The sequence below is a fragment of the Kitasatospora sp. NPDC034023 genome (assembly GCF_055575795.1).
Map to the genome: position 1 here is coordinate 1 of NZ_JBVIRY010000033.1, position 19,800 is coordinate 19,800.

Consider the following 19,800-nt stretch of genomic DNA (forward strand, 5'->3'; position numbering starts at 1 on the left):
GGCCCCGGCCGACCCGGCCAGGGCCACGGCGACCGCGTCGACCACCTTCTGCAGGGCTGGCGTGCGGCGCTGGTAGCGCTGCGTCAGCCCGTCTACCTGCTCTGCGAAGGTGACCTTCTCGCAGCCCGGGTTCTCGCAGTACAGACGGCGCACCGATAAGTCGATCACGACCAGGCGCCCGCCGACCGCCTCGTCCGCGACATGCCGCTCGTATCGCGAATGAACCCAGTCCGATACCTGCCCGCACGCCGGACACACCGCTTCGGCGTCATCCCTGGTCCGGGCCGTGATCCTCAACAGATCTCCGCCAGCCTCCACCCGATCGACCCGCACCGCGGCCAGCTGCGGCAGCAGGTCCCCCACCACGACAACACACGCAGCCAGCCTCTCACCGCCAACCAGCCGATACCAGAGGTAAGTTGAAGCGATCACCGGCTACGAAAATCTTGTATGAGCCTGAAAGATCGTGTAAGTCTGTGATACGGCAGCCTGGCCCGGCGCTCGGCCTCGGGCTCTCGGGCCAGGTGGATCGGACGAGTCATGGCAGACAAGACGGAACCGGTCGCCTCGGCGGCCGGGGACGGTCGTGGTCACGCTGGCCAGATTACGCAACGGCTCCGGAGCAGGTACGCCGGAGTCTCGCCGTGCCGCAGGGAGCCAAGCAGTTCATGAACGCCGACCGGCTCGTGGAGCTCGGCGTCGCCCGCCGTGTGGACACCGCTGACGCCATTGCCGAGACCCTTCGCGCGGCGCTGAACGACCTGGTCGCGGATCCGGAACGCGTCGACCGGTCCAAACAGTTGCAGGCCGCCGCCCGGGCCGAGGGCGGCACCCCGCGCGCCGCCGACCTCATCGAGAACATGCTGGCCGCCGCCGAGGGCCCCGCGCTCTGAAGCAATGCCGCTTCCGTTCCCCGGCTGGCGCCGTCCTCATCCGAGAACATGTACCTGCAGGACAAGCGCGGAAAGATCACCGCCAAGGGCGGGGCGGCGGAGTGGATTCAGAAGATGTTGCACAGCGGCGCACCCGCCCGGCCATGCCTCCACCGTGCGCCCGGCTCTGGTCAGGTGGATGCCGTGGCGCCCCGGCCCTCGGAAGCGCGCGGGCCGGGCACCGTCGCTGCTGGGGTCAACTCCAGGCCCAGGTCGAGGCGGCTGTTCACGGACTCCACGAAAGTCGGGGCAGCTCATGGGTCCGCAGGCTGTCCAGGACGCCTGGCCACCGCTTGTCACCAGTCGCGGCATTGCCCGCCAGCACCGACAGCGTCGCGTCCACAACTGCCACTGCGGTCAGCAGCCTCAGCATCCCACGGCGCACTCGGCCCACAGCCATCCCTAACCCCGAGAGAACCGGCTCTCGCAGGCGGCGAAACAGCCGCCTCTTTACACATTAGGCACTTTGGCCATCCGTGGCCGGTTGACGGGTTGGGCAGCTCAACCAGCCCCTTAAGCCCTGGCTGGCGTACTACCGCGTGATCTGCTCCGGGCATAGATCGGCTCGGACAGCTGGTGACAGGCACGTATTCGATGTGCGTCGTATGCGTGGGGCGTGTTCGCCCTGAAGGGGACGATCCGGAGGAACTGGTCGCGGGAGCGAGGCCAGCGTAGGAGTCCAGTGAGCCGTGATGGTGCCGTTTACGGGCGGTCCGGGCGGTCGATCGCGTAAATCACCGGGTTCACCAGGGAGTCGCCGACCTTCTGCCCGTCGTCGCACATGACGTACACGGCGTCGCCGAGGACCCGGGCGAACCGCACCATGCGCTGCGGGAAGCGGACCGGGCGGCTGCGCCGGCCGCTCACCGGGTCGACCAGGACCAGGTCGGAGGCCGAGTCGGCAGCGGAAAAACACCAGGGAGGGCCGGGGTTGGCGGTGGCCTTCCGGTTGTCGGGCATGACGTCACGCAGGTCCTGCGCGTCCCAGAGGGTGGTGCCGTTACGGATGTCGACGACCCGGCTGCCGGGGTTGCGCACGTTCATGAGTTGCAGGGCGGTGTCCCACCTGCGGATCACCATGGTGTCGGCGACGCTCCACACTCGGCGGCCATCGGCCAGGTTCCACGCGCTTGAGACGTAGTTCTCCGCCGGGGATCGACCGGCGACCAGGCCGAACTCGGGGAGGACCAGACCGCCGGCCTGGAGCGGCCCAAGGACCTTGCCGTCAGCGGCAGCCACGACATGGAGCTCCTTGGTGCCCGCGAAGTAGATTCGGTCGTCAGTGGAGCCGGCGAGCTCGGTGTCCTCGCTCCGGTCGGCTGGTTTGCGCCTCCAGAGGTCCTTCCCGGTGTCCTGGGAGATTGCGAGCCAGCCGTCCACCATGTCGTAGATCAGGACGGCGCCACCGGCCAGGTCGAGGCCCATCACCTCGGTCACGTCCCTGCCGATCACGTACGTCCACACCACCGTGCCGCTGGCCGGGTCCAGGCGCCAGACGTGCTTGCCCTTGCCGACGTACAGGGCGTTGTCCGCTACTTCGATGTGGTGGAGGCCATCGCTCACCTCATCGTTGCCGAGACTCAGATCCTGCGACCAACGCGCCTTGCCGGTAGCGTTGTCGAGGCGTTGTACCGAGTCACCGTTGCGTACCAGGATCGAGTCCCAGAAGAGGCGCAGGGCGTCAGCGATCGGAGTGGCCTGGCCCGGATACGGCCACAGGACCTTGCCGGACTGGGCGTCCCGGGGGCCGGCGCTCGTTATGAGCAGGGGGCCCACCTGGCCGGACGGCACGTCGTTGCCGGGTACCGTCCAGCGTGGTCGGACCGCCTGGGCGGTAGCCCCGGTGGAGGCGCCCGTCGCCGCCGCACCGCCGCTGCCCGAGCCCTTGCCGCCGTCAAGGATCCGGGGAACGAGCGCGGCGGTGGCGCCACCCGTCACGACGACGACGCCCAGGCCGAGCAGTACCGAGCGTCGGCTCGCCTTCCGGTCGTCGGCCGGCTCGGCTGGGTCGGAGCCAGCTGGTGGGAGAGGTGGCCGTGGCGGCAACGAGGGCCGTGGTGCCGAGCCCGCGGTGGGCTGTGCGCCGAGGAGCTCGGCCACCGCCCCGAGCCGGGCGGCCGTCTCGGCCGCCGAGGCCGGGCGCTGTTCCGGGTCCTTGACGAGCAGTTCCGCGACCAGGGCGTCGAGCTCCGGCGGGAGGCCCGGGCGGCTCCGGGACGGCGGTTCGGAGGCCTCGGAGGCGTGGGCGACGAGCTGGGCGAGGAGCTCGCGGCCGCCGAAGGGCGGGGCACCGGTGAGCAGGTGGTGCAGCAGGCAGCCCAGGGAGTACAGGTCGGAGGCGGGGCCGACACCCCGGTTGTGGGCCTGCTCGGGAGACATCCAGGGGGCGCTGCCCAGGATGCTGTCGGTCCGGCTTAACTGTTCCAGGCCGAGGGCCGGGTGGAACCAGGCAATGCCGAAGTCCAGGACCTTGACCGTCCCGTCCGGGGTGAGGATCACGTTCGCCGGCTTGATGTCCCGGTGGACGATGCCGCGTTCGTGGGCGAAGGCGAGGGCGGCGCAGACCTGCCGGGCCCAGTCCACGGCGCGGGCGGGGGAGGGCGGTCCGTCGGAGGCTAGGACTCGGTCGAGGGTCCGGCCGGGGGCGAGCTCCATGACGATGAAGAGGGTGTCGCCGTCCTGGCCGAAGTCGTGCACCGTCACGACGTGGGGGCTGTCGGAGAGTCCGGCGGCGGCCCGGGCCTCGCGGCGCAGCCGGTCCGCCGCCTCTGCCGTGACCCCAGGCCTGGCGGCGATTGTCTTGACGGCCACGGTGCGGTGCAGCACGAGATCCTCGGCCCGCCACACCACCCCCATGCCGCCAGCCCCGAGCTGTTCGGTCAGCCGATAGCGTCCTGCCAGTACGTGACCTGTCACCTATGCCCCCTGGATACGCGATTCGCCGGGCCCCAGCGTAGAAGCAACGTCAGTTTCCGCCCAGCACAAGGCGACCTGCACAAGAGATACAAGTCGACCGCATCACGACCGTGGCTACCCGCAGGAACCCCGACCGCGTGATCAGGTTCGGGTGGTCAGGTAGGTGTTCCAGTCGCGGCCGGCGCGGCGGGTCCACTTCAGGGCGCTGGTGAGGCTGATGCCAAGGAGTGAGCTGAGGACGGACGGGGGCAGGTCGGCGGCGAGGGTGATCAGGGCGGAGTTGCGCAGGGGGATGACCGGTAGTCCGTGGCGCCGCAGCTTCGAGGTGAGGTGGTGGGCGGTGACAGGCTGGTCAGCGAGTTGGCTGGGGAAGAGCCACGGTGTGCTGGGCCGGGCCGAGGTGCGGGCGATGGCCGAGGCGGTGACGGCGTGTTCGGCCTGCTGGGCGAGCATGTGGAACGCGGCCGGCGGGAGGGCTGCAGGGTGGACGCCGAGCTGGGTCGTGGGCTGCGTGCCGCCGGTGAGGTGGCGGGTGGTGAGCTCGGTGATGCGCTGGCCGCTGATGCCGTAGAGGAGAGTCGGGCAGCCTGCCGCGCGGACGTCGAGCGGGAGGCTGTCGTCGTTCAGGCAGCGGTCCAGCAGGGTCCACCGCTGTTCGGGTGTGGACCAGTCCCTTGGCTCGGCCGCGGGCTGCAGACCCGGTACGTCGAGGTCGGTGGTGAGGCCGCGTCGGGAGGTCCACTTGAGGAAGCCGCGAATGGAGCGCCGGGACGTCCGCCGGCGTCCAGCCAGTCGTCGACGTGCCGCTGGGTGACGGCGTCGAGGGCGAGGCCGGTCTCGGTCGTCCAGGTGAGGAAGGTGATGACGGACAGCAGGTGTTGCCGCAGGCGGGCAAGGCTCCCCGTAGTGAACCGCGTCCGCTCGGCGCGGCGTCGAGCGCCCCGGACGACGACCCAGCTGCCGTAGGCGCGCAGGAGGCTGCGGTGCTCGGGCGGGGCGCCGGCGGTCTTCATCTCCAGCCAGGGTTCGAGGCGTTCGAGGGACTCGTGGCGTTCGGGGAGGACGCCGAGGTGAACGAGGGTGGCGCGCAGGACGACGGCTGCGGGCCGGTTGGCCTCGGCATCGAGGACGTCGTGCGTCACCACGACGCCCGCGATGGCCAGGTTCCGTAGGAGTGCGGCGCCGCCGCTCGGCTTGTTGAGCCACGTCAGGATGGATCGGGCCCGGGCGACGGCGAGCAGGGCCTGGATCAGCGGCGCGAGTTGGTCGGGTGTGCTGCCGTCGGGGCCGGCGAACTCGGTGGCGAGGCGAGCGCGGAGCACGCAGCGCGCGCTTTCCGCTTGACCTGCTCGAACTCCAGCAGCGCTGGTATGCGGCCGAGGCGGCCTGGGCCGCCGACCCCAGCGAGGAGCGCCGCGCGGCGTTCGGCTCCATCGCCGCCGAGCTGTACGCCCACCCCTACTGGGCTGGCGTGGCAAAGAGGCACGAGGCAGAGATGAAGCTCAAGCAGGCCTGTCGGCCGGACGCCGGGCAGTCGCCCGCTGCCTGAGGAACGGTGTCACCCCCGGCCACGTCGTCGGACGGCGTGAAGAACACGTGCAGCTCGCGCGCGCGGTGATCAGCCGCTTGAACCGCGGATACGCGGTCCTCTCGATCGAGGTCATCCCCTCCCCGCCCGGTTTCCAGCCCCTACCGGACGCGCCGTACGCGCCCGCGCGGGATCCTCTCGGGCACCCAGCCCTGGGATGATCAGAACCGCGGAAGCCGAAACAACGCCGGGCCCCGGGTGATAGAGCCGCAGCAGGCACTCAGCCCTTCAAGATCATCCCACTGCCCCTTTTGGGCTCACCAGTGCCGGACCCCCCGTACGGTCCCTGGAACGCTACGCTCGCCCCGGCGTCGACGCGGTCGCCCGGCACGTCGCTGAGCGCGACCCCGCCGCCCGCCGTCGGGGTTGACCCCTACGGCACGTTTCTGGCGTATTCCGGCTGCCCTCCAACAGCGCCCCGACCTCGGACCAGTCCGACGCCCGGGCGTCGGAGTCCACGAAGGCCGAGACCAGCACCGGTGTGCCGGTCCGGGTGTGCTCGATCCCCAGGGCCCGGACCGCCGGCGAGCCCGCCGTGGTGCATCGTCAGGTTGTCGCCGATCAGCAGGTCGAAGCGCTCGCTGGGCGCCAGGCTCTCGTAACGCTCCCGGAACCGGCGCCAGTTGAGCCCGGCCCCCGGGGTCGTGACGTGGCAGAACACCCGCCATACCTCTCCCTCGCAGTCCCTGCAGGGGCACCGCGTGCTGAGCGAACGCAGCAGCGGGAAAAGCTCCTTGGCGGCATCCGCGAGCGGACGCAGCTGCTCGGGCGCTCCGTCCCGCAGCAGCCGCTCGCGCAGCTGCGCCGCGAGGCGGTGCGCCACGTCACGGCTGTCCTCCTCGCCCCAGCGCAGCGCCCCGATCCGGACGACGAAGAACCCGTGCCGGCGCAGGGCCGCCGCGCCCTCGGCGGCCACCGCCGGCAGGGAGCGGTCCCACCGGGTCCGGTCGCCCAGGGCCGTGCAGTCGATCAGTTCCTCAGTGACGGGAAACCTCACCTGACACCTTCCTCGTGCCTTTCTCCGTGCGTTGCTTGCAAGTGCTCGGCAGTGCTTGGCATTGCCTGCAACTACGTGACAGTGCTTGCGAGTGCGGCGCCGGCGTCGACCGGACCGCTGTCCGACACCAGGGCGAACCGGTGGACCGGCAGGTCAGACCCTGGTCACGTCCCGCGCTCCGGTGCCCGGCCGGATGACGTAGATCCCGGACCCGGGCAGCGTCTCCCGTGAGTCCTCCCGGAGCTGGTCGACGCTGATCTCGGCCGGCCACCGGGTGCGCAGCTCGGACCAGCGGACTCCTGCGAGGTCGACGTGCGTGAGGTCGGCGGTGCTCAGGTCCGCGGTGGTGAAGTCGTCCAGGATTTCCGAGAGGAATTCCAGGTCGAGGGTTTCCGGTTCGCCGAGCCCGAGCAGTTCTCCGACCTGCGCGGCCAGCGCCCGGGTGAGGTACTCCACCTCCTGTACAGCACGGGTCAGTTCTCCGCCGCGCACCGCGTACAGGAACACCTGGCAGGCCCGCAGGAATTCTGCGATCGCCGGATGCTCCGCGCTTCTCACGCGTTGGTCGATCGTCCCCGCCATTTCTCGGACAAGGACCTGTCCGACCCTGCCCGCCTGGTCGATCGCCGGGTAATGGGGTTCGAGCAGCGCCACGATTTCGTGAGCCATGTCCCGTAGTTCCCACCCGAGGGCGGCCCGCCCGTCCAATCCGTGGGCGATACCCTGGGCAATTCCCTGAGCGGCGAACACGGCCCTTTTCAACGGCATCCCGTGATACCGGCCGAACCCGAGTCCGAAGGTGAGGTCCTGCGCCAGGACGACCGTCCGGATCAGGAGATCGGCGAGGATCGCCGATGTGACCAGCGGATGCTCCCGCAGCTCCAGCCGTTGCTCGGGACCGATCAGCTCGAAGCGCTGGTGCATCAGGCCGACGTCGTAGAGGGGCGCGGCCGTCTCCTCGAACTCGGTCCTGGCCGTGGTCCGGGACATGATGGACACCAGTCCGGCCTCGACGTCCAACACCGCGTCCAGGCCCTCGGCCAGATCCTTGTGGTCGGCACTCAGCATCACCTCGCGCAGCCCGGCCTCCACGTGCAGGTGACGGTCAAGCCCCGTCAGGAACGCCGTCTGCACAGCTGTCAGCCAGTCCGAGAATTCACGGGTGCGCCGCTCGGGAACAGAATGCTCGCCCATCAATCCCCCTCTCGATCGGTCATCCTGCTGGACACGGCCAAGCGCGCCTTGAACAGGCTGGCCCGGACTGCCGCCGCCTTGAGCCCCAACTCGGCCGCGATCTCCGTCGGTTTGTAGCCGTCCAGCGTCCAGGCCAGAACCTGTCGCTGGCGGGCGGGCAGGTCACGCAGCAGGTGCAACACCTCCTGCTGTCCCTCCCATTCGGCGGCCTCGTCCGGCACCGGCAACAGCGAGGTCGGTTCGAGCGCGAGTTCGTCAATGCTCTCCTCGACCTGGCTGAAGGCCCGCACCAGCTCCCGGGACGCAACTCTTCGGCTCCACGCTTCCGGCGACTGGATTCGGTCCCACCGCTCGTACGCCTTGACCATCGTGTCCTGGGCCAAGTCCGCGGCCAGGGCGGCCGGGGCCCCCTGCCACATCAGGAACGCCACCAGCCTGCGGATGCACGTGCGATAGAAGTACGCGAACTCCCCGTCTCGGGAACTGGTTTCACTCCCGCTGTCGGAGGCGGAGGCCGGCAGGTGCCCGAGGGACGCCGCCGAGGCGGCCTCCCCGTCCGGACCGGTTTCACTCATGCGCGTCGTGACCCCGCTTCTCCTGCTGCACCGGCTGCCCCTGGCCGGCGTCGTCGGCATCGCACGCGCGCAGCGCCAGGACGACCACGACCGTAGGAGGCGGAGGCGACTGAGGCGGCAGAGGTGGCGGAGGCGACTGAGGCCGGTCCTGTTGGCGTGACCGTAACTGCCCCACGAGGGTGGCCAAGGCCCCCACCAGTCCCAGCACAGCTGCCGCAACCGAACCCACGACGGGATCCACCGTTCGCACTCCCCTGCTCTCGTTCAACACTTCTACAACCAGGAGGCCTGAGAAGGCGGAAGCGTTAACCGGTCCGAGGATTCTGTGACAGCCCGGCCGACGCGCGGCGCGGGCCGATCGGCCGGGCCGGACGGGTCCCGTGACCTATCGTGAGCGGGAGTGCCGGTGCGGCGTCCCGGCCAGGAGGCGTCCGCCGGGCACCGTGCTGCGCGCCTCACGACCGGTCGGCGTGTGCTCTGCGAGGAGTCTGGAGTACGGCATGGGCCTCATCCACATCGAACTGTTCACCACCCTCGACCTCGTCGGGCAGGCGCCCGGCGGCCCCGACGAGGACCCGGTCGGGTTCCCGTACGGCGGCTGGCAGGCGCCCCTGATCGATCAGGTCACCGGGGCACAGATCCTCGCCGCGTACGAGGACACGGACGCCCTCCTGCTCGGCAGGCGCACGTACGACATCTTCGCCGCCTACTGGCCGCACCAGAAGGACGGGCCGGACAACGCGATCGCCGAGCTCTTCAACCGTGTCCCCAAGTACGTGGCCTCCCGGGGCACTCCCGACCTGCCCTGGGCCGGCTCCACGCAGCTCGGCCCGGACCTGCCCGCCGCGGTACGCGAGCTCCGCGACCGGCACGAACACGTGAAGGTCGTCGGGAGCCTGGACCTCGTCCAGACCCTCCTGCGCGACAAGCTCTTCGACCAACTCGACCTCTGGGTCCACCCGATCACCCTCGGCGTCGGAAAGAAGGTGTTCGACGAGGGCGCGGTGCCCACCAACCTCACGCTCCTCCAACCGCCGGCCGCCGGCCCGCAGGGCACCGTCTTCCTGCGCTACGGGCTCGCCGACGGCACACCCGTCACGGGCGACATGAGCGCGCCCGACCGCGGTCTCGGGCACGACAGCTGACACCCGCCCCGGACGGCGAGGACCACGGGTGAGCAATTTCGACGCCGTGCCGCTGACCTGCTAATATTCTTCTCGTCGCGAGGGAGATGATTCCTCATCAGGCGTCAGCGGTGCTACCAGAGCACGTCCTACTTTCAGTAGGAAGAGTCCGTGCGACCCGGGCCTGGCGCTCCACGGTCGGGCGAGGCCCGGCACCCACTCGGGTGCCGGGCCTCGCTCGCGTTCGCGGACCGTCCGCGGACCGTTCACGACCGTTCGAGGACCTGTCCCCGGACCCGTTCACGGACCGTTCGAGGACCGTCCGAGGCGGTCACCTGCGGCGGCGCGTCACTGCCAGACGCGGTAGACGGCGTCGCGCGCCTGGCCGAGGTACTGCTGGTAGGTGCCCAGGTTCCAGGCCGCCCAGGAGGCCCAGCCCCGGCCGGTGCCGTCGTTGTCGATCCTGAAGGCCTTGCGGGCCGACCAGCCCATGTCCTGCCAGTTCTCGGCGGTGACGACCTCCGCGTCGTGGTAGTGGACCTCCGGGTACCAGCGCTCGTTGATCTGCCAGGCGCCGAGGTCCTTGGTGCCCGGGTCGGGATCGGTGGGAAGGTTGGTGTGGACGGCCAGACGGTTGCAGCCGGACTCGGCCATGGCGATCGCCACGGCGTAGATCGCGTCGTCGTTGCGGCCCTCGCCGGACTTGTCCTTCGCGAAGCCCGCCAACTGGGCCTCACGGGCACAGGCGTCGATGCCGCTCTGGTCGCCGGCGGCATTGGCGGTGAAGGTGGTCGAGGTGAGGCTGAGGGCCAGGACGGCGACCGAACCGGTCAGCAGAGCACGGGTCTTGCGTAACACGCGAGTTCTCCCTTCGATGCCGGCCCGGGTCGGGCCGGGTACGGGGAAGGACGCTAGGCAGCGCGGGTAGACAAACGGTCAACGCGTGCGAGACCGCCGCCCTGTGCGCGGCGAGAGCGGTCAGCGGCGGGTCGGAACAGCGAGGCAGGGGCACAGGCGGCTACCGTGGCCGTGCCACGAAGGAGGCCCGGCATGGCGATCCAGCGAATGGACAACGTCCTCATCGTCGTCGACGACCTTGAGGCCGTCATTGCGTTCTTCGTCGAACTCGGCATGGAGCTGGAGGGCAAGGGGCCCCTCGAATGGCGCGGGGCGGAGCGCGTCATCGGGCTCGAGGACGTCCGCCAGGACATCGCCATGCTGCGGGTGCCGAACGGCCACGGGCGGGTGGAGCTGGCGAAGTTCCACCGGCCGAAGGCCATCACCGCCGAGCCGAAGGACCCACCGGCGAACACGCTCGGCCTCCGTCGCGTCATGTTCACCGTCGACGACATCGAGGACGTCGTCGCCCGCCTGCGGGCCCACGGTGCCGAACTCGTCGGCGAGATCGTGCAGTACGAGAACGTCTACCGGCTCTGCTACGTCCGCGGCCCCGAGGGCATCGTCGTCGGACTCGCCGAGCAGCTCGGCTGACGGCACGCTCGCACGGGTGAGTGCTCAGGCTCAGGCCGGCGGAGGCGGACGGCGTGAGGGCCTCGCCCCCGTCATGAGGGGGCGAGGCCGTCGGTGGTGCTGGAGGTCGGCCGCAGGCGCGTCCTGCGGGGAGCCGACGTGCGGGGCTACTTGCCGGCGGCCTTCATGGAGGTGACCGCCTCCGCCACGCTGGGGCGGTAGATGCCCATCTGCGGGTTCAGGACTCGTGCACCGCTGTTGAGCGGGAAGTTGCGGGTGTTGGCGAGGGGCATGTTGGTGTCGTCGTCGTCGACGAGCACGTTGAGTTCGTCGATGCCGGGGGCGGTGCCGGTGGTGGCGCCGCTCGGGTCGAGGTCGATCACCGCGTAGGCGTGCTGGCCGGCCGGGACCGGGAACCGCAAGGTGCCGCTGGCGAGTATCGGCTTGATGTTCTTGCTCTGGTCGGGGGAGACGGAGTTGCCCAGGTCGACCCCCGGGGAGGAACTCAGGGAGCAGGCGGTCGTGCCGGTGTTGTGCACGTCGATCACCCACTGGTTGGCTGCCCCGGCGCGTACGGTCGCGTTGATCTCGAGGTTCTGGATGTCGCACGGGCGGGCGTCGGAACCGGCACCGCCACCGTCGGACCGGGTGCCGCCGGACGGGCTCGCGCCGGACGGCGCGTGCGTGGCGGTGTGCGGCGCCCCCGCGGTGGCCGGTTTGCTCGCCGTGGGAGCAGCGGGCGCCGGGGCGCCCGGCGTCGAGGGCGCGGTGGCCGAGGCGGGGGCCGGGGCGGCGGTTGTGGGGGCCGTCGAGCCGCCCGCCGAGTCGGTGTTGTCGGGCCCGCACGCGGTCAACGCGAGCCCCGCCCCCACGACGAGGACGGCGGAGACGAGCAGCGGGCGACGACGGTGACGGACGGACATGGTGGCTCCCCGATGACGATGCGTGCTGACTGTTCGGACACCCCATAGGACCGTCGGCGGACGGCATTCGGTGGCACCCGGAGCGTCACAATCGTCAGGACATGACAGGGATCGGACTGTGACATTCGATGGGACACAGTGCACTTGACATCGCGTCACCTCGCGCCGAACCCCTCCGCGCCGCATCCCACCGCGCCCCGCCCGCCGGCGGCTCGCCGTCGAGTGCGGACGCGGTCGGCCATGGGATCCCGGAAGCGTCGGCTGCCGGGGCCGGGGGCCGGGGCCGACCGGTCCCGCCGGGAGCGCGACCGGTCGGGGGCCCGTGCCGGTGGCTCCGGAACGGCTGAGCCGGGGCCAATGTCAGTGCCCCGCGTTACGCTCGCCGCACCCTGAGGAAACCCGGATGGCCGCCTCCTCGACTTCGCCTACAGGAGGCGGTCCCCCGGTCCGCGAAGCCGCGCGCGCGATGGCCGAGCCGTGGGCGGCGTGCAACCGCCGACGTGCTGATGAGCGGCGCCATTGCGGGGGCTCAGCCGTCTGCCGTGGCGTTCGGGTCGAGTGCGTCCGGGTCCCCGCCGCCCCCTGACCTGCTCAACCCGGGCCGGCCCGCACGCCCCGGGCCGGCCCGGCGGCGGGGCGGACGGGGCCGCGATGTCCGGGCCCGTCGTCAGGCCGCGCTCCGCCCGTTGCCGAGCACCGCCTTGACGAGCCCGTCCAACGCCTTCGGGAACACCTCCGCGGGGTTCACCTCGGCATCCCCGGTGGTCAGTCCGGCGGTCAGGGTCCTGCTGCCGTCGGGCGTGCTGTACATCAGTGCCCCGTAGCCGCCCGGGGCGCCGCCGTTGTGGTGGTAGACGGTGCCGCCGTCCGGACCCAGGTCCTGCACGAACAGCCCGAGGCCGTAGCCGAGTTCCCCGTGCGGCGTGCGCATCTCGGCCAGCAGCGGCTCCGGCAGGAGCTTGCCCCCGTTCAGCGCGGAGATGAAGGTGTGGAGGTCCCGGGTGGTCGAGATCATGCCGCCGGCGCCGAGCAGCATGGAGAGGTTCTGCCGGGAGACGTCGACGACCTTCCACTCGTCGCCGTCCTGGTAGCGGTAGTAGCCGTGAGCGTGCGGCTCGGGCAGGTCCGTGACGGCGCCCGCCAGGACGGTGTCCCGCAGTCCGAGCGGCTGCAGGATCCGCCGCCGCATCTCCTCGCCGTAGGGGCGGCCGGCGAGCTGCTCGATCAGCAGCGCGGCCAGCGTGTAGTTGGTGTTGGAGTAGCTGAAGCCCGTCCCTGGCTCGAACCGCGCCGGCTTGGACAGCGCCAGCTCGACCAGCTCCTGCGGCCGGTAGGTGCGCAGCCGGTTGTCGACCCACTCCTTGCCCGTGGCGGGGATTCCGGGCACGACCGTCCCGTCCTCGTAGTACTCGCCGGTGTAGTTGAACAACCCGCTGGTGTGCTGCAGCAGCATCCGCACCGTGATCCGCTCGTCCAGCCCGAGCTCGGGCAGGTGGTCGGCCACCGGGGTGTCCAGGCCGATCCTCTCCTCGGCCACCAGCTGCAGCACCGCGGTCGCTGTGAAGGTCTTGACGACGCTGCCCGCCCAGAACCGTCCGTCCGTCGCCGGCTCGGCGCTCCCGCCCAGCTCGCGCACCCCGGCGCTGCCGACCCATTCGCCGTGCTCGTCATGCACCCGCATCTGCACCCCGGCGAAGCCGGCGGCGACGAACTCCTCGATGGCCTTCTGCAGTTCCGGGCGGTAGGACCGGTCGTTGTGCCCGACGGTGTGCAGGGACTCGCTCATGATCATTCCCGTCTCGTAGTGGGACGCGTGGCCCCTCTTCCGCGCTTGCGCTCCGCGTTTCCGACAACAGAAAAGCTACGTTGCTTTCAAATTTCCAACAAGCAACTCATTGCGAAAAAGTGACATCAGCCCAGATCAGAGCGCTTAAATCGTTGCAGTGATTCTGAATCTAACGCAACGACAGTTACCTTTACATTGCAATGGGATGATGATGAACGCTCCGCCGAGGCTGCCGCCTCGACTCGCCGGATCGGGAGCGGGAGCGGAAGCCAGCGCCCGGACTGTGACATTCGGTGGGGTGCGCCACCGTTGACGCCGCGCGAACTCCAACGCGGCGTACATCGGATACGGCCACGTCACCTACGGGACCCCCGTCTGGTGCGTCCAGGAGAAGATGCTCAACTTCATTGCCGTTCGGCGCACCCGGGGCCGCCTGCTCCGGCACAGCTCGACAAGGACAGCTCCTTCGGGCCGGCCACGTACGGCACTGTCCAGTGGCTGCAGACCGCTTACCAGAGGATCAGCCGCTGCCGCCCGGATCAATGCATTTCTCCTCAGCCGCCTTGATGGCGTAGAGTCGGGTTCACCGACGCGGGGTGGAGCAGCTCGGTAGCTCGCTGGGCTCATAACCCAGAGGTCGCAGGTTCAAATCCTGTCCCCGCTACCACGAAGGCCGGGTCAGCGCACAGTGTGCGCCGACCCGGCCTTTTTTGTCAGGCCAGTTGGCGGTTGGCCAGGCTGCCGAGAGCAGGTGCTCACCGTTGGTCGGCGTCGACCAGGGTGCCGGGCTCGAAGAGGGCGTCGCGGGCGTCCAAGGCGTCCGACTTCGCGGCCTGGCCGGTGGGCAGGGAGCAGTGAGATGGGCTGCTACGGGTGGTAGAGGGCCTGGGCGCGCGCCATGTCGGCAGGCCCGTCCCCGTCAAGGTGCAGGAAGTAGCCCACCTGCCACAGCTGCGTGGCACGTGCCTGACGGTTGGCCGTGGTCACCCACGGCGGGTAGACACGGAAACCCCGCTTCCCGCCCACGTGGTCCCGGGACACGATGCCCCGCTCGCACAGCACCTCGCACGGGAACACGAACTGCCCGAAGTGGCCGCCGTCGCGGCTGCTGACGACGACAAGGTCAACCCCGTCATCGGCGTCGAAGGGCCTGATCGGCCCGCCCTCGGACCGCTGCCACACGGTGACGAACTGGCCGACCTTCGTCGGGGTGGTCTTCGCCACACGGAACCGAACCGCGAGGCCGTCGAGGGTGAACCCGTGCGCCGCGTACTCGGCACTCTCCGCTTCGGGCACCGGCTGCGAGCAGGCAAAGCCACTCGGGTCGTACACCGATGCCTTCGCCGCCAGGAGGTCACCGTGAAGCCCCGCCCACGGCCGGTTCGTCGCCATTGCCCCATCCTGCCACCACACCCGGAGGTCACAGCCACCGCGTCGGTTCTCGACCAGGAATGCGGCTCGCGCGAGGGGCGTGGGGGGTGAGGCAAACGACCCTGTCCGCACCCCGGGTCCCGTCCTTTACCGTGCGGGCGACCTCACCGCCGCGGAGCCTACCTCACCACCTGCGGCAGTCGGCCCGTTACCGGTCCGACGCTGTCGACGTCGTTCCCGCGTGGCCCGCCCGGTGTGAGGGCGAGCGACGCTTCCGGTCGGAGCGGGTGAAGGGCCCTGTGTGGGAGAGTACGACGCGATCATGAATCCTGGGGGTGGACCAATGCACACACGTCACTGCGCGGTGGCTGGGGTTGTTCTGGCGGTTCTCGCCGTGTCGGCCTGCTCGACCGGCCCGCAGCCCCGCCCGGGCAGCGCGGCCTCCGGCCGGGTGCCTCTGGAGCGGCTGCGGGACGGCCTGCTGACCCAGAACCGGCTCCCCCAGGGATTCCGGCTGAACACCGAGGAGGTCAACTCGACGACGACCCGTCCTCCGTACACCCCGTCGACGGTCCCCATCGCGGCGATGCCGTGCAAGGAACTCGGTGTCGACTCCTTCATGACGACCCACGCCCCACCCGCGAAGGATGTCGCGGTGGGAGTGGAACGGACACCGGTCGGCGACGACGACCTCGGCTGGTTCGGCCAGGAGGTGCTCGACCGGTACGCGCCCGGGCAGGCGGCCGCGGTCATGGACGCCATTCGCGGTGCCGCCGGGCGCTGCGCCTCCTACACCAGCACGCTCGTGGACGGTACGCAGCTCCAGGAGACCGCGTCCGTCACGGCGGCCAAGGTACCGACCGACGACAGCCTGCTGCTCCACCTCACGTCGACCTTCCCCGAGGACGGGACCACGTTCGTCAAGGTGACCGCGTTCGCCCGCGTGGGCGATGTGATCCTCATGGTGCAGCATGCCGCCGTGGACAAGGCGTCGTCGGACACGGAGACCGTGCTCACGGCCGCGGTGACGGCGTACCGCTCCGCCGCCGGCGGCTGACGCGCAGGCCACCCCGGGCACACCGCCGGCGCCGGGTCACGTCCGGACGCCGCGCCGGGGGCGGCTCGAACCCGTTCGGGCCGCCCCGCTCACGCGCCGATCGGGAGCGGCCGCGCTGCCGCTCCCGCGGCCGTCAGGACGCGCAGTCGCGGCAGATGGGTTGACCGTTCTTGTCCTCACCGGCGAGTTGGGCACGGTGGTGGACCAGGAAGCAGGTCATGCAGGTGAACTCGTCCGCCTGCAGGGGCACGACCCGGACGGTGAGTTCCTCCCCGGACAGGTCGGCGCCCGGAAGCTCGAGACCTTCGACGGCCTCGGGCTCCACGTCGACGGCGGAACTCTGCTTGTCGTCGCGCTGGCTCTTCAGTGCCTCGATGCTGTCGTCGCTGCTCTCGTCGCCGGTGTCGCGCGGGGCGTCGTAGTCGGTTGCCAAGGTGGTGTCTTCTCCTCAAGGGTTGCTTCCGGCGGGCGGGTCGTGCCGCCTGCCGGCCCGCGAAGTGCGGGCCGGGCGCGTGCTTGTTTCCGATCCCGCCCGTGGTGCACCACCATCCCACCTATCGGGGCCGGATGGCGCGCGCCCGGCCTTGTGGAGGGCACCGACGTCCTGAGGCACTGCACCGGATCCCGGCCGTGATCCGGCACGGTGGAAGGATCAGGGGCTCCAGTACTGGTAGGAGTCTGTGATCGTCTGGCCTGTATTCCTCGGCGTGGTGGGCGTAGATGTCACCGTGAGTAGCATCCGAGGGTCTGGCGGTTCCAGGTCCCTCCGGTCGGCATAAACGGCCGCCCCTCGGCGTGGGAAGGAGTTGTAGCCGAGCATCTCGCCGGCCACGGAGAGTTGGGGACCGAAAAATTCACGGAAACGGGCACGAGGGCTCAACCCGGTTTGCTTCGATCACTCGATGGATCAGATCAGCGCCGACGTCCCGGATCTCGGCTGCAGCTTCCCGGAATGCGAACGGCCCTTCCGCGCTCGGCACGGCGGCGAGCCCTACTGCAAGTCGCACTACACCCAAGCATGTGAGCGAACGCGTACGGGGACTCCCCTGCGTCCGATCAGAGCGAAGCAGCCGGCGGGCAAGTCCACTGGCTGCAAGTTCAACAAGCCGCAGTGCGACCGAGAGCACTCTGCCAATGGCTACTGCTCTACCCACAACCAACAGTGGAGCGACAGCGGTAAGGACCACAGCGCGCTCAAGCCGATACGCGGATGGAAGTCACAAGCAGAGTGGGGGCCGATCTGCCGTTACCGGGACTGCCAGGAACCTCCCCACTCACGCGGCCTATGTTCCACGCACTACGGCAGAGGGATCTCCCAGTTCGCTCGTGACGCCATCCTCGCCCTCCAAAATGGCGTGTGCCTCTGCGGCACATCCGACCCAGGGGAGCGAGGATGGCATCTCGACCACGACCACGCGCACAACTGCCCCCTGCACGAGCCCGGAAACTACTGCCCGAGCTGCGCGCGCGCCATGCTCTGCATCAACTGCAACCGGCACGGGCTCGGCTGGTACGAGAACACCTGGCGGAGGATGGGCAACGCCCCCATCCCCGTGCTCGAACAGTGGGCTACCCGACGCCTTGTATTCCGCGGCGCGGTCGATTCGCCAGAGGTCACAGTGAGCTATGCCCTCACCAGCGAAGCGACGGCCTTGCCGATCTCCGACGAGGACTGAGCCGGCGCGCCGGCGTCCGGGCCGGCGGTGACTATGGCGGCCCACCGGCGCTGCCCGCCGCCCAGGTGCCGGGCCAGATCCAGCAGCGTCCACCCCGGACAGGTCGGCACCTGCACGCCGAGATCGGGCGCGGACTGCACCACGGCACGGAACACGGACGACCGCTCGTCGATCAGCTTGAGCAGCTCGGGGAACTCGGGAGTCTTATGCGCCCCGGCTGTCTATCAAGCTGCCGGTCGACCGACGCTGTCCCGGAACTGACGCCGTGAAGGCAATTCCCACGATCCCGGTGTGATCGGCATACTTCCGCGCATGGACATCGTGGACAACGACCCCCGGCCACACCACTACCGCTTCGCGCACAAGGTGCTCGCCGGCCTCGCCCGGGACCTCGGGCCGCGGATGCTCGACGGCGAACCGGAGCAGGGCTTCGGCCCCGGGCTGGTCTCCCTCTGGAAGGACTTCGGCGAGCGGCTCCCCGCAGCGGACCGGCTGCCGAGCGACGGCCTGGACGCGAACCTGATCACGCTGGGCCCGCACCGGTTGCTGGTGGTCGAACTGCCACGGCCCGCCGCACCGGCGGAGGCGTACTACACCGCCGTCGTCCAGCCGGGCGGCGCCGACCACTGCCGGTACTTCACCCTGGAGCTGGCGGCGAACCCGTTCACCCGGGAGACGTACACGGTGCTCGGAGAGTGGGCGGACGGCAGCCACCTCAACCTGGGCCCCGGCCCGGCAGCCGATCTGTCCGGCTTCCTGACCGCCGTGGTGGAACTCCTGGCCAAGTCGGCACCCGGCCCCGTCGCGGCCACACACCCGGCCCCGCCCGCCCCGCAGGACAAGCCCGAACGCCGCGGCCTGCGAAGGCTGTTCGGCCGCTGACCCGCCCCCCGAGGACGGTGCGGCCCACGGTCGCCGACCGCGGGCCGCACCGTCCGCCCGCAGGCAGAGCATGTCCCCAGCCACCCGCACGCCGAGTCGGCAACCGCCCTGCGGAGGGGGCGGGTTGGAGGCACCACCCTCTGGCTTCGGCCGCAATCCAGTTCTGCCAGACGTGGATGGTGTTGGGCACCTCGGGGCGATCGAGGAGCCAAAGAACATAGCCGGCATGCCGCCGCGCCCATGGGTTGTCAGACCGAGCGGCGGTTTCCAGCCTGCCGCGCAGATCCTCGCTGTCGACGACTCGGGCAACGCGCAGGTACTCGCGGTCCTTGCAGTGGTAGGCCCTCTGATCCGCACGTCTGGTCGGCCCCTCTGATCCGCACGTCTGGTCTGCCTCTCGTCGTCGATTGCCGCGGCAAGGAACGCCTCGCGTCGGTGCGGCGTCGCTCCGTTGGCTGTTGTGTGTGGCGCCCTGTGTCACACCAGCGCCGCGCCGCCGTCTACTGCGAGCGTGGTGCCGGTGACGTAGGCGTTGGACAAGACGAAGAGATAGGCCGCCGCGGCTTCCTCGGCAGTGCCGACACGCCGCGTGAGCAGCTCGGACCCGGCGCCCTGGAGGAAAGCCTCCGGGTCCGGGACACTGCCGTCCCACAGCTCGGTGCGGATCACACCGGGCTGGATCACGTTGACGCGCAGAGGGGCGAGTTCGACGGCGAGTGCTCGGGACAGGGCCTCGATGCCGCCGGTGATGCCTGCCGTGAGCGCGGTTCCGGACAGGGGGCGGATCGCCAGGACGCCGGAGCTGAAAGTGATCGACCCGCCGTCGCGCAGTCGCGGTGCGGCGTACTTGGCGGAGAGGAACGCGCCCCAGAACCGGCGCTCGAAGACGGCCCTGGCCTCCTGCGGGGTGGTGTCGACCAACGGCTTGATCAGCAGAGATTCGCCTGCGGTGTAGACGAGGTGGTCGAACTCCCCGACCTGCTCGAAGAATGCGGCGATGGCGTCGCCGTCGGCGACGTCCAGGCGGCGGCCTTCGGCCCGCTCGCCCAGCCGCTTCGCCGCGGCGTCCACGCGGTCCTGATTGCTGGAGGCGACCACGACGTCCGCGCCGGCCGCCGCGGCCTGTCGGGCCACCGCGAAGCCGATGCCGGAGGTTCCACCGATGATCACGATCTTCTTGCCAGCCAGAGACATGGGATGGGATCCGTTCCTTCGTCGATGCAGTGCCGGGGTTCGGCTACCGCTATGGCAAGAACGTACGCCTCCACATTGAGACGGTGAATGCCTTGAAGTCTCGATTGCCTGTCAT

Annotated in this window: 19 protein-coding genes, 1 tRNA gene and 1 pseudogene; 7 read left to right on the top strand and 14 right to left on the bottom strand. The window is 70.0% G+C overall.

Annotated elements, in window-relative coordinates:
* Positions 1-432: transposase family protein (locus ACZ52R_RS33410; protein WP_465754707.1), on the bottom strand; the 432-nt coding region annotated here is incomplete at its 3' end.
* 206 nt (positions 433-638) lie between these two features.
* On the opposite strand from ACZ52R_RS33410, the pseudogene ACZ52R_RS33415 reads away from it, so the two are divergent.
* Positions 639-893 (top strand): annotated as a pseudogene (locus tag ACZ52R_RS33415) (glycosyl transferase); the annotation flags it as partial.
* Between the two features lie 741 nt (positions 894-1,634).
* On the opposite strand, the gene ACZ52R_RS33420 reads toward ACZ52R_RS33415, so the two are convergent.
* The 6 genes from ACZ52R_RS33420 to ACZ52R_RS33445 all read right to left on the bottom strand — a co-directional run bounded on the left by ACZ52R_RS33420 (position 1,635) and on the right by ACZ52R_RS33445 (position 8,202).
* Entirely contained in the window at positions 1,635-3,848 is a 2,214-nt protein-coding gene (locus ACZ52R_RS33420; RefSeq protein ID WP_465622477.1) for a protein kinase domain-containing protein, read from the bottom strand.
* Positions 3,849-3,989: 141 nt separating this feature from the next.
* Positions 3,990-4,301 (bottom strand): hypothetical protein, encoded by a 312-nt coding sequence (locus ACZ52R_RS33425; RefSeq protein WP_465622479.1) that lies wholly within the window; start codon positions 4,299-4,301, stop codon positions 3,990-3,992.
* Positions 4,302-4,471: 170 nt separating this feature from the next.
* On the bottom strand, positions 4,472-5,170 hold the full coding sequence (locus tag ACZ52R_RS33430) for a hypothetical protein (protein WP_465622480.1): 699 nt from the start codon (positions 5,168-5,170) through the stop codon (positions 4,472-4,474).
* A gap of 639 nt (positions 5,171-5,809) precedes the next feature.
* The gene (locus tag ACZ52R_RS33435) at positions 5,810-6,433 is read right to left on the bottom strand and encodes a hypothetical protein (RefSeq protein WP_465622481.1); all 624 of its coding nucleotides are present in this window, start codon (positions 6,431-6,433) and stop codon (positions 5,810-5,812) included.
* Positions 6,434-6,586: 153 nt separating this feature from the next.
* The gene (locus tag ACZ52R_RS33440; RefSeq protein ID WP_465622482.1) at positions 6,587-7,630 is read right to left on the bottom strand and encodes a hypothetical protein; all 1,044 of its coding nucleotides are present in this window, start codon (positions 7,628-7,630) and stop codon (positions 6,587-6,589) included.
* A complete protein-coding gene (locus tag ACZ52R_RS33445; protein ID WP_465622484.1) occupies positions 7,627-8,202 on the bottom strand; it encodes an RNA polymerase sigma factor in 576 nt (191 codons plus the stop codon). Before ACZ52R_RS33445 ends, ACZ52R_RS33440 begins: the two co-directional genes overlap by 4 nt.
* Positions 8,203-8,702: 500 nt before the next feature.
* Here ACZ52R_RS33445 and ACZ52R_RS33450 point away from each other — a divergent pair, with 500 nt between their 5' ends.
* Complete coding sequence (locus ACZ52R_RS33450) at positions 8,703-9,347, top strand: dihydrofolate reductase family protein (RefSeq protein WP_465622485.1); 645 nt, start codon at positions 8,703-8,705, stop codon at positions 9,345-9,347.
* Between the two features lie 327 nt (positions 9,348-9,674).
* On the opposite strand, the gene ACZ52R_RS33455 is transcribed toward ACZ52R_RS33450, so the two are convergent.
* On the bottom strand, positions 9,675-10,184 hold the full coding sequence (locus ACZ52R_RS33455) for a transglycosylase SLT domain-containing protein (protein WP_465622487.1): 510 nt from the start codon (positions 10,182-10,184) through the stop codon (positions 9,675-9,677).
* Positions 10,185-10,376: 192 nt separating this feature from the next.
* On the opposite strand from ACZ52R_RS33455, the gene ACZ52R_RS33460 reads away from it, so the two are divergent.
* Positions 10,377-10,817, top strand: a complete 441-nt coding sequence (locus ACZ52R_RS33460) for a VOC family protein (protein ID WP_360510166.1) — start codon at positions 10,377-10,379, stop codon at positions 10,815-10,817.
* A 146-nt stretch (positions 10,818-10,963) separates the two neighbouring features.
* Here the strand turns inward: ACZ52R_RS33460 and ACZ52R_RS33465 are convergent, their stop codons facing one another.
* Positions 10,964-11,719 (bottom strand): DUF4232 domain-containing protein, encoded by a 756-nt coding sequence (locus ACZ52R_RS33465; protein WP_465622488.1) that lies wholly within the window; start codon positions 11,717-11,719, stop codon positions 10,964-10,966.
* A 667-nt stretch (positions 11,720-12,386) separates the two neighbouring features.
* Positions 12,387-13,505 (bottom strand): serine hydrolase domain-containing protein, encoded by a 1,119-nt coding sequence (locus tag ACZ52R_RS33470; RefSeq protein ID WP_465754708.1) that lies wholly within the window; start codon positions 13,503-13,505, stop codon positions 12,387-12,389.
* Between the two features lie 590 nt (positions 13,506-14,095).
* Here ACZ52R_RS33470 and ACZ52R_RS33475 point away from each other — a divergent pair.
* Positions 14,096-14,172, top strand: a tRNA-Met gene (locus ACZ52R_RS33475).
* Between the two features lie 200 nt (positions 14,173-14,372).
* Here ACZ52R_RS33475 and ACZ52R_RS33480 read toward each other — a convergent pair.
* Positions 14,373-14,897 (bottom strand): MepB family protein, encoded by a 525-nt coding sequence (locus ACZ52R_RS33480; RefSeq protein WP_465622491.1) that lies wholly within the window; start codon positions 14,895-14,897, stop codon positions 14,373-14,375.
* A gap of 322 nt (positions 14,898-15,219) precedes the next feature.
* Between ACZ52R_RS33480 and ACZ52R_RS33485 the strand changes: the two genes are divergently transcribed.
* Positions 15,220-15,933 (top strand): hypothetical protein, encoded by a 714-nt coding sequence (locus ACZ52R_RS33485; RefSeq protein ID WP_465754709.1) that lies wholly within the window; start codon positions 15,220-15,222, stop codon positions 15,931-15,933.
* A 133-nt stretch (positions 15,934-16,066) separates the two neighbouring features.
* On the opposite strand, the gene ACZ52R_RS33490 is transcribed toward ACZ52R_RS33485, so the two are convergent.
* A complete protein-coding gene (locus ACZ52R_RS33490) occupies positions 16,067-16,366 on the bottom strand; it encodes a DUF4193 domain-containing protein (protein ID WP_360268914.1) in 300 nt (99 codons plus the stop codon).
* Between the two features lie 469 nt (positions 16,367-16,835).
* On the opposite strand from ACZ52R_RS33490, the gene ACZ52R_RS33495 reads away from it, so the two are divergent.
* Positions 16,836-17,609 carry an endonuclease domain-containing protein gene (locus ACZ52R_RS33495; RefSeq protein ID WP_465754710.1) on the top strand — a complete coding sequence of 258 codons (774 nt, stop codon included), beginning with the start codon at positions 16,836-16,838 and terminating at the stop codon, positions 17,607-17,609.
* Here the strand turns inward: ACZ52R_RS33495 and ACZ52R_RS33500 are convergent.
* On the bottom strand, positions 17,558-17,764 hold the full coding sequence (locus ACZ52R_RS33500; RefSeq protein WP_465754711.1) for a maleylpyruvate isomerase N-terminal domain-containing protein: 207 nt from the start codon (positions 17,762-17,764) through the stop codon (positions 17,558-17,560). The two genes, ACZ52R_RS33495 and ACZ52R_RS33500, sit on opposite strands and share 52 nt — an antisense overlap.
* Before the next feature lie 157 nt (positions 17,765-17,921).
* Between ACZ52R_RS33500 and ACZ52R_RS33505 the strand changes: the two genes are divergently transcribed.
* Entirely contained in the window at positions 17,922-18,491 is a 570-nt protein-coding gene (locus ACZ52R_RS33505) for a hypothetical protein (RefSeq protein WP_465622495.1), read from the top strand.
* A gap of 477 nt (positions 18,492-18,968) precedes the next feature.
* Here the strand turns inward: ACZ52R_RS33505 and ACZ52R_RS33510 are convergent, their stop codons facing one another.
* Positions 18,969-19,685: an SDR family oxidoreductase gene (locus ACZ52R_RS33510; protein WP_465622496.1), complete on the bottom strand. Its 717-nt coding sequence runs from the start codon at positions 19,683-19,685 to the stop codon at positions 18,969-18,971.
* Positions 19,686-19,800 lie beyond the last annotated feature (115 nt).

Bases quoted from the DNA above. Each gene is read 5' to 3' on its own strand.
- ACZ52R_RS33510 (WP_465622496.1), bottom strand. From the start codon at position 19,685: ATGTCTCTGGCTGGCAAGAAGATCGTGATCATCGGTGGAACCTCCGGC.
- ACZ52R_RS33505 (WP_465622495.1), top strand. From the start codon at position 17,922: ATGGACATCGTGGACAACGACCCCCGGCCACACCACTACCGCTTCGCG.
- ACZ52R_RS33465 (WP_465622488.1), bottom strand. From the start codon at position 11,719: ATGTCCGTCCGTCACCGTCGTCGCCCGCTGCTCGTCTCCGCCGTCCTC.
- ACZ52R_RS33470 (WP_465754708.1), bottom strand. From the start codon at position 13,505: ATGAGCGAGTCCCTGCACACCGTCGGGCACAACGACCGGTCCTACCGC.
- ACZ52R_RS33460 (WP_360510166.1), top strand. From the start codon at position 10,377: ATGGCGATCCAGCGAATGGACAACGTCCTCATCGTCGTCGACGACCTT.
- ACZ52R_RS33450 (WP_465622485.1), top strand. From the start codon at position 8,703: ATGGGCCTCATCCACATCGAACTGTTCACCACCCTCGACCTCGTCGGG.
- ACZ52R_RS33495 (WP_465754710.1), top strand. From the start codon at position 16,836: ATGGATCAGATCAGCGCCGACGTCCCGGATCTCGGCTGCAGCTTCCCG.
- ACZ52R_RS33445 (WP_465622484.1), bottom strand. From the start codon at position 8,202: ATGAGTGAAACCGGTCCGGACGGGGAGGCCGCCTCGGCGGCGTCCCTC.
- ACZ52R_RS33480 (WP_465622491.1), bottom strand. From the start codon at position 14,897: ATGGCGACGAACCGGCCGTGGGCGGGGCTTCACGGTGACCTCCTGGCG.
- ACZ52R_RS33425 (WP_465622479.1), bottom strand. From the start codon at position 4,301: ATGCTCGCCCAGCAGGCCGAACACGCCGTCACCGCCTCGGCCATCGCC.
- ACZ52R_RS33485 (WP_465754709.1), top strand. From the start codon at position 15,220: ATGCACACACGTCACTGCGCGGTGGCTGGGGTTGTTCTGGCGGTTCTC.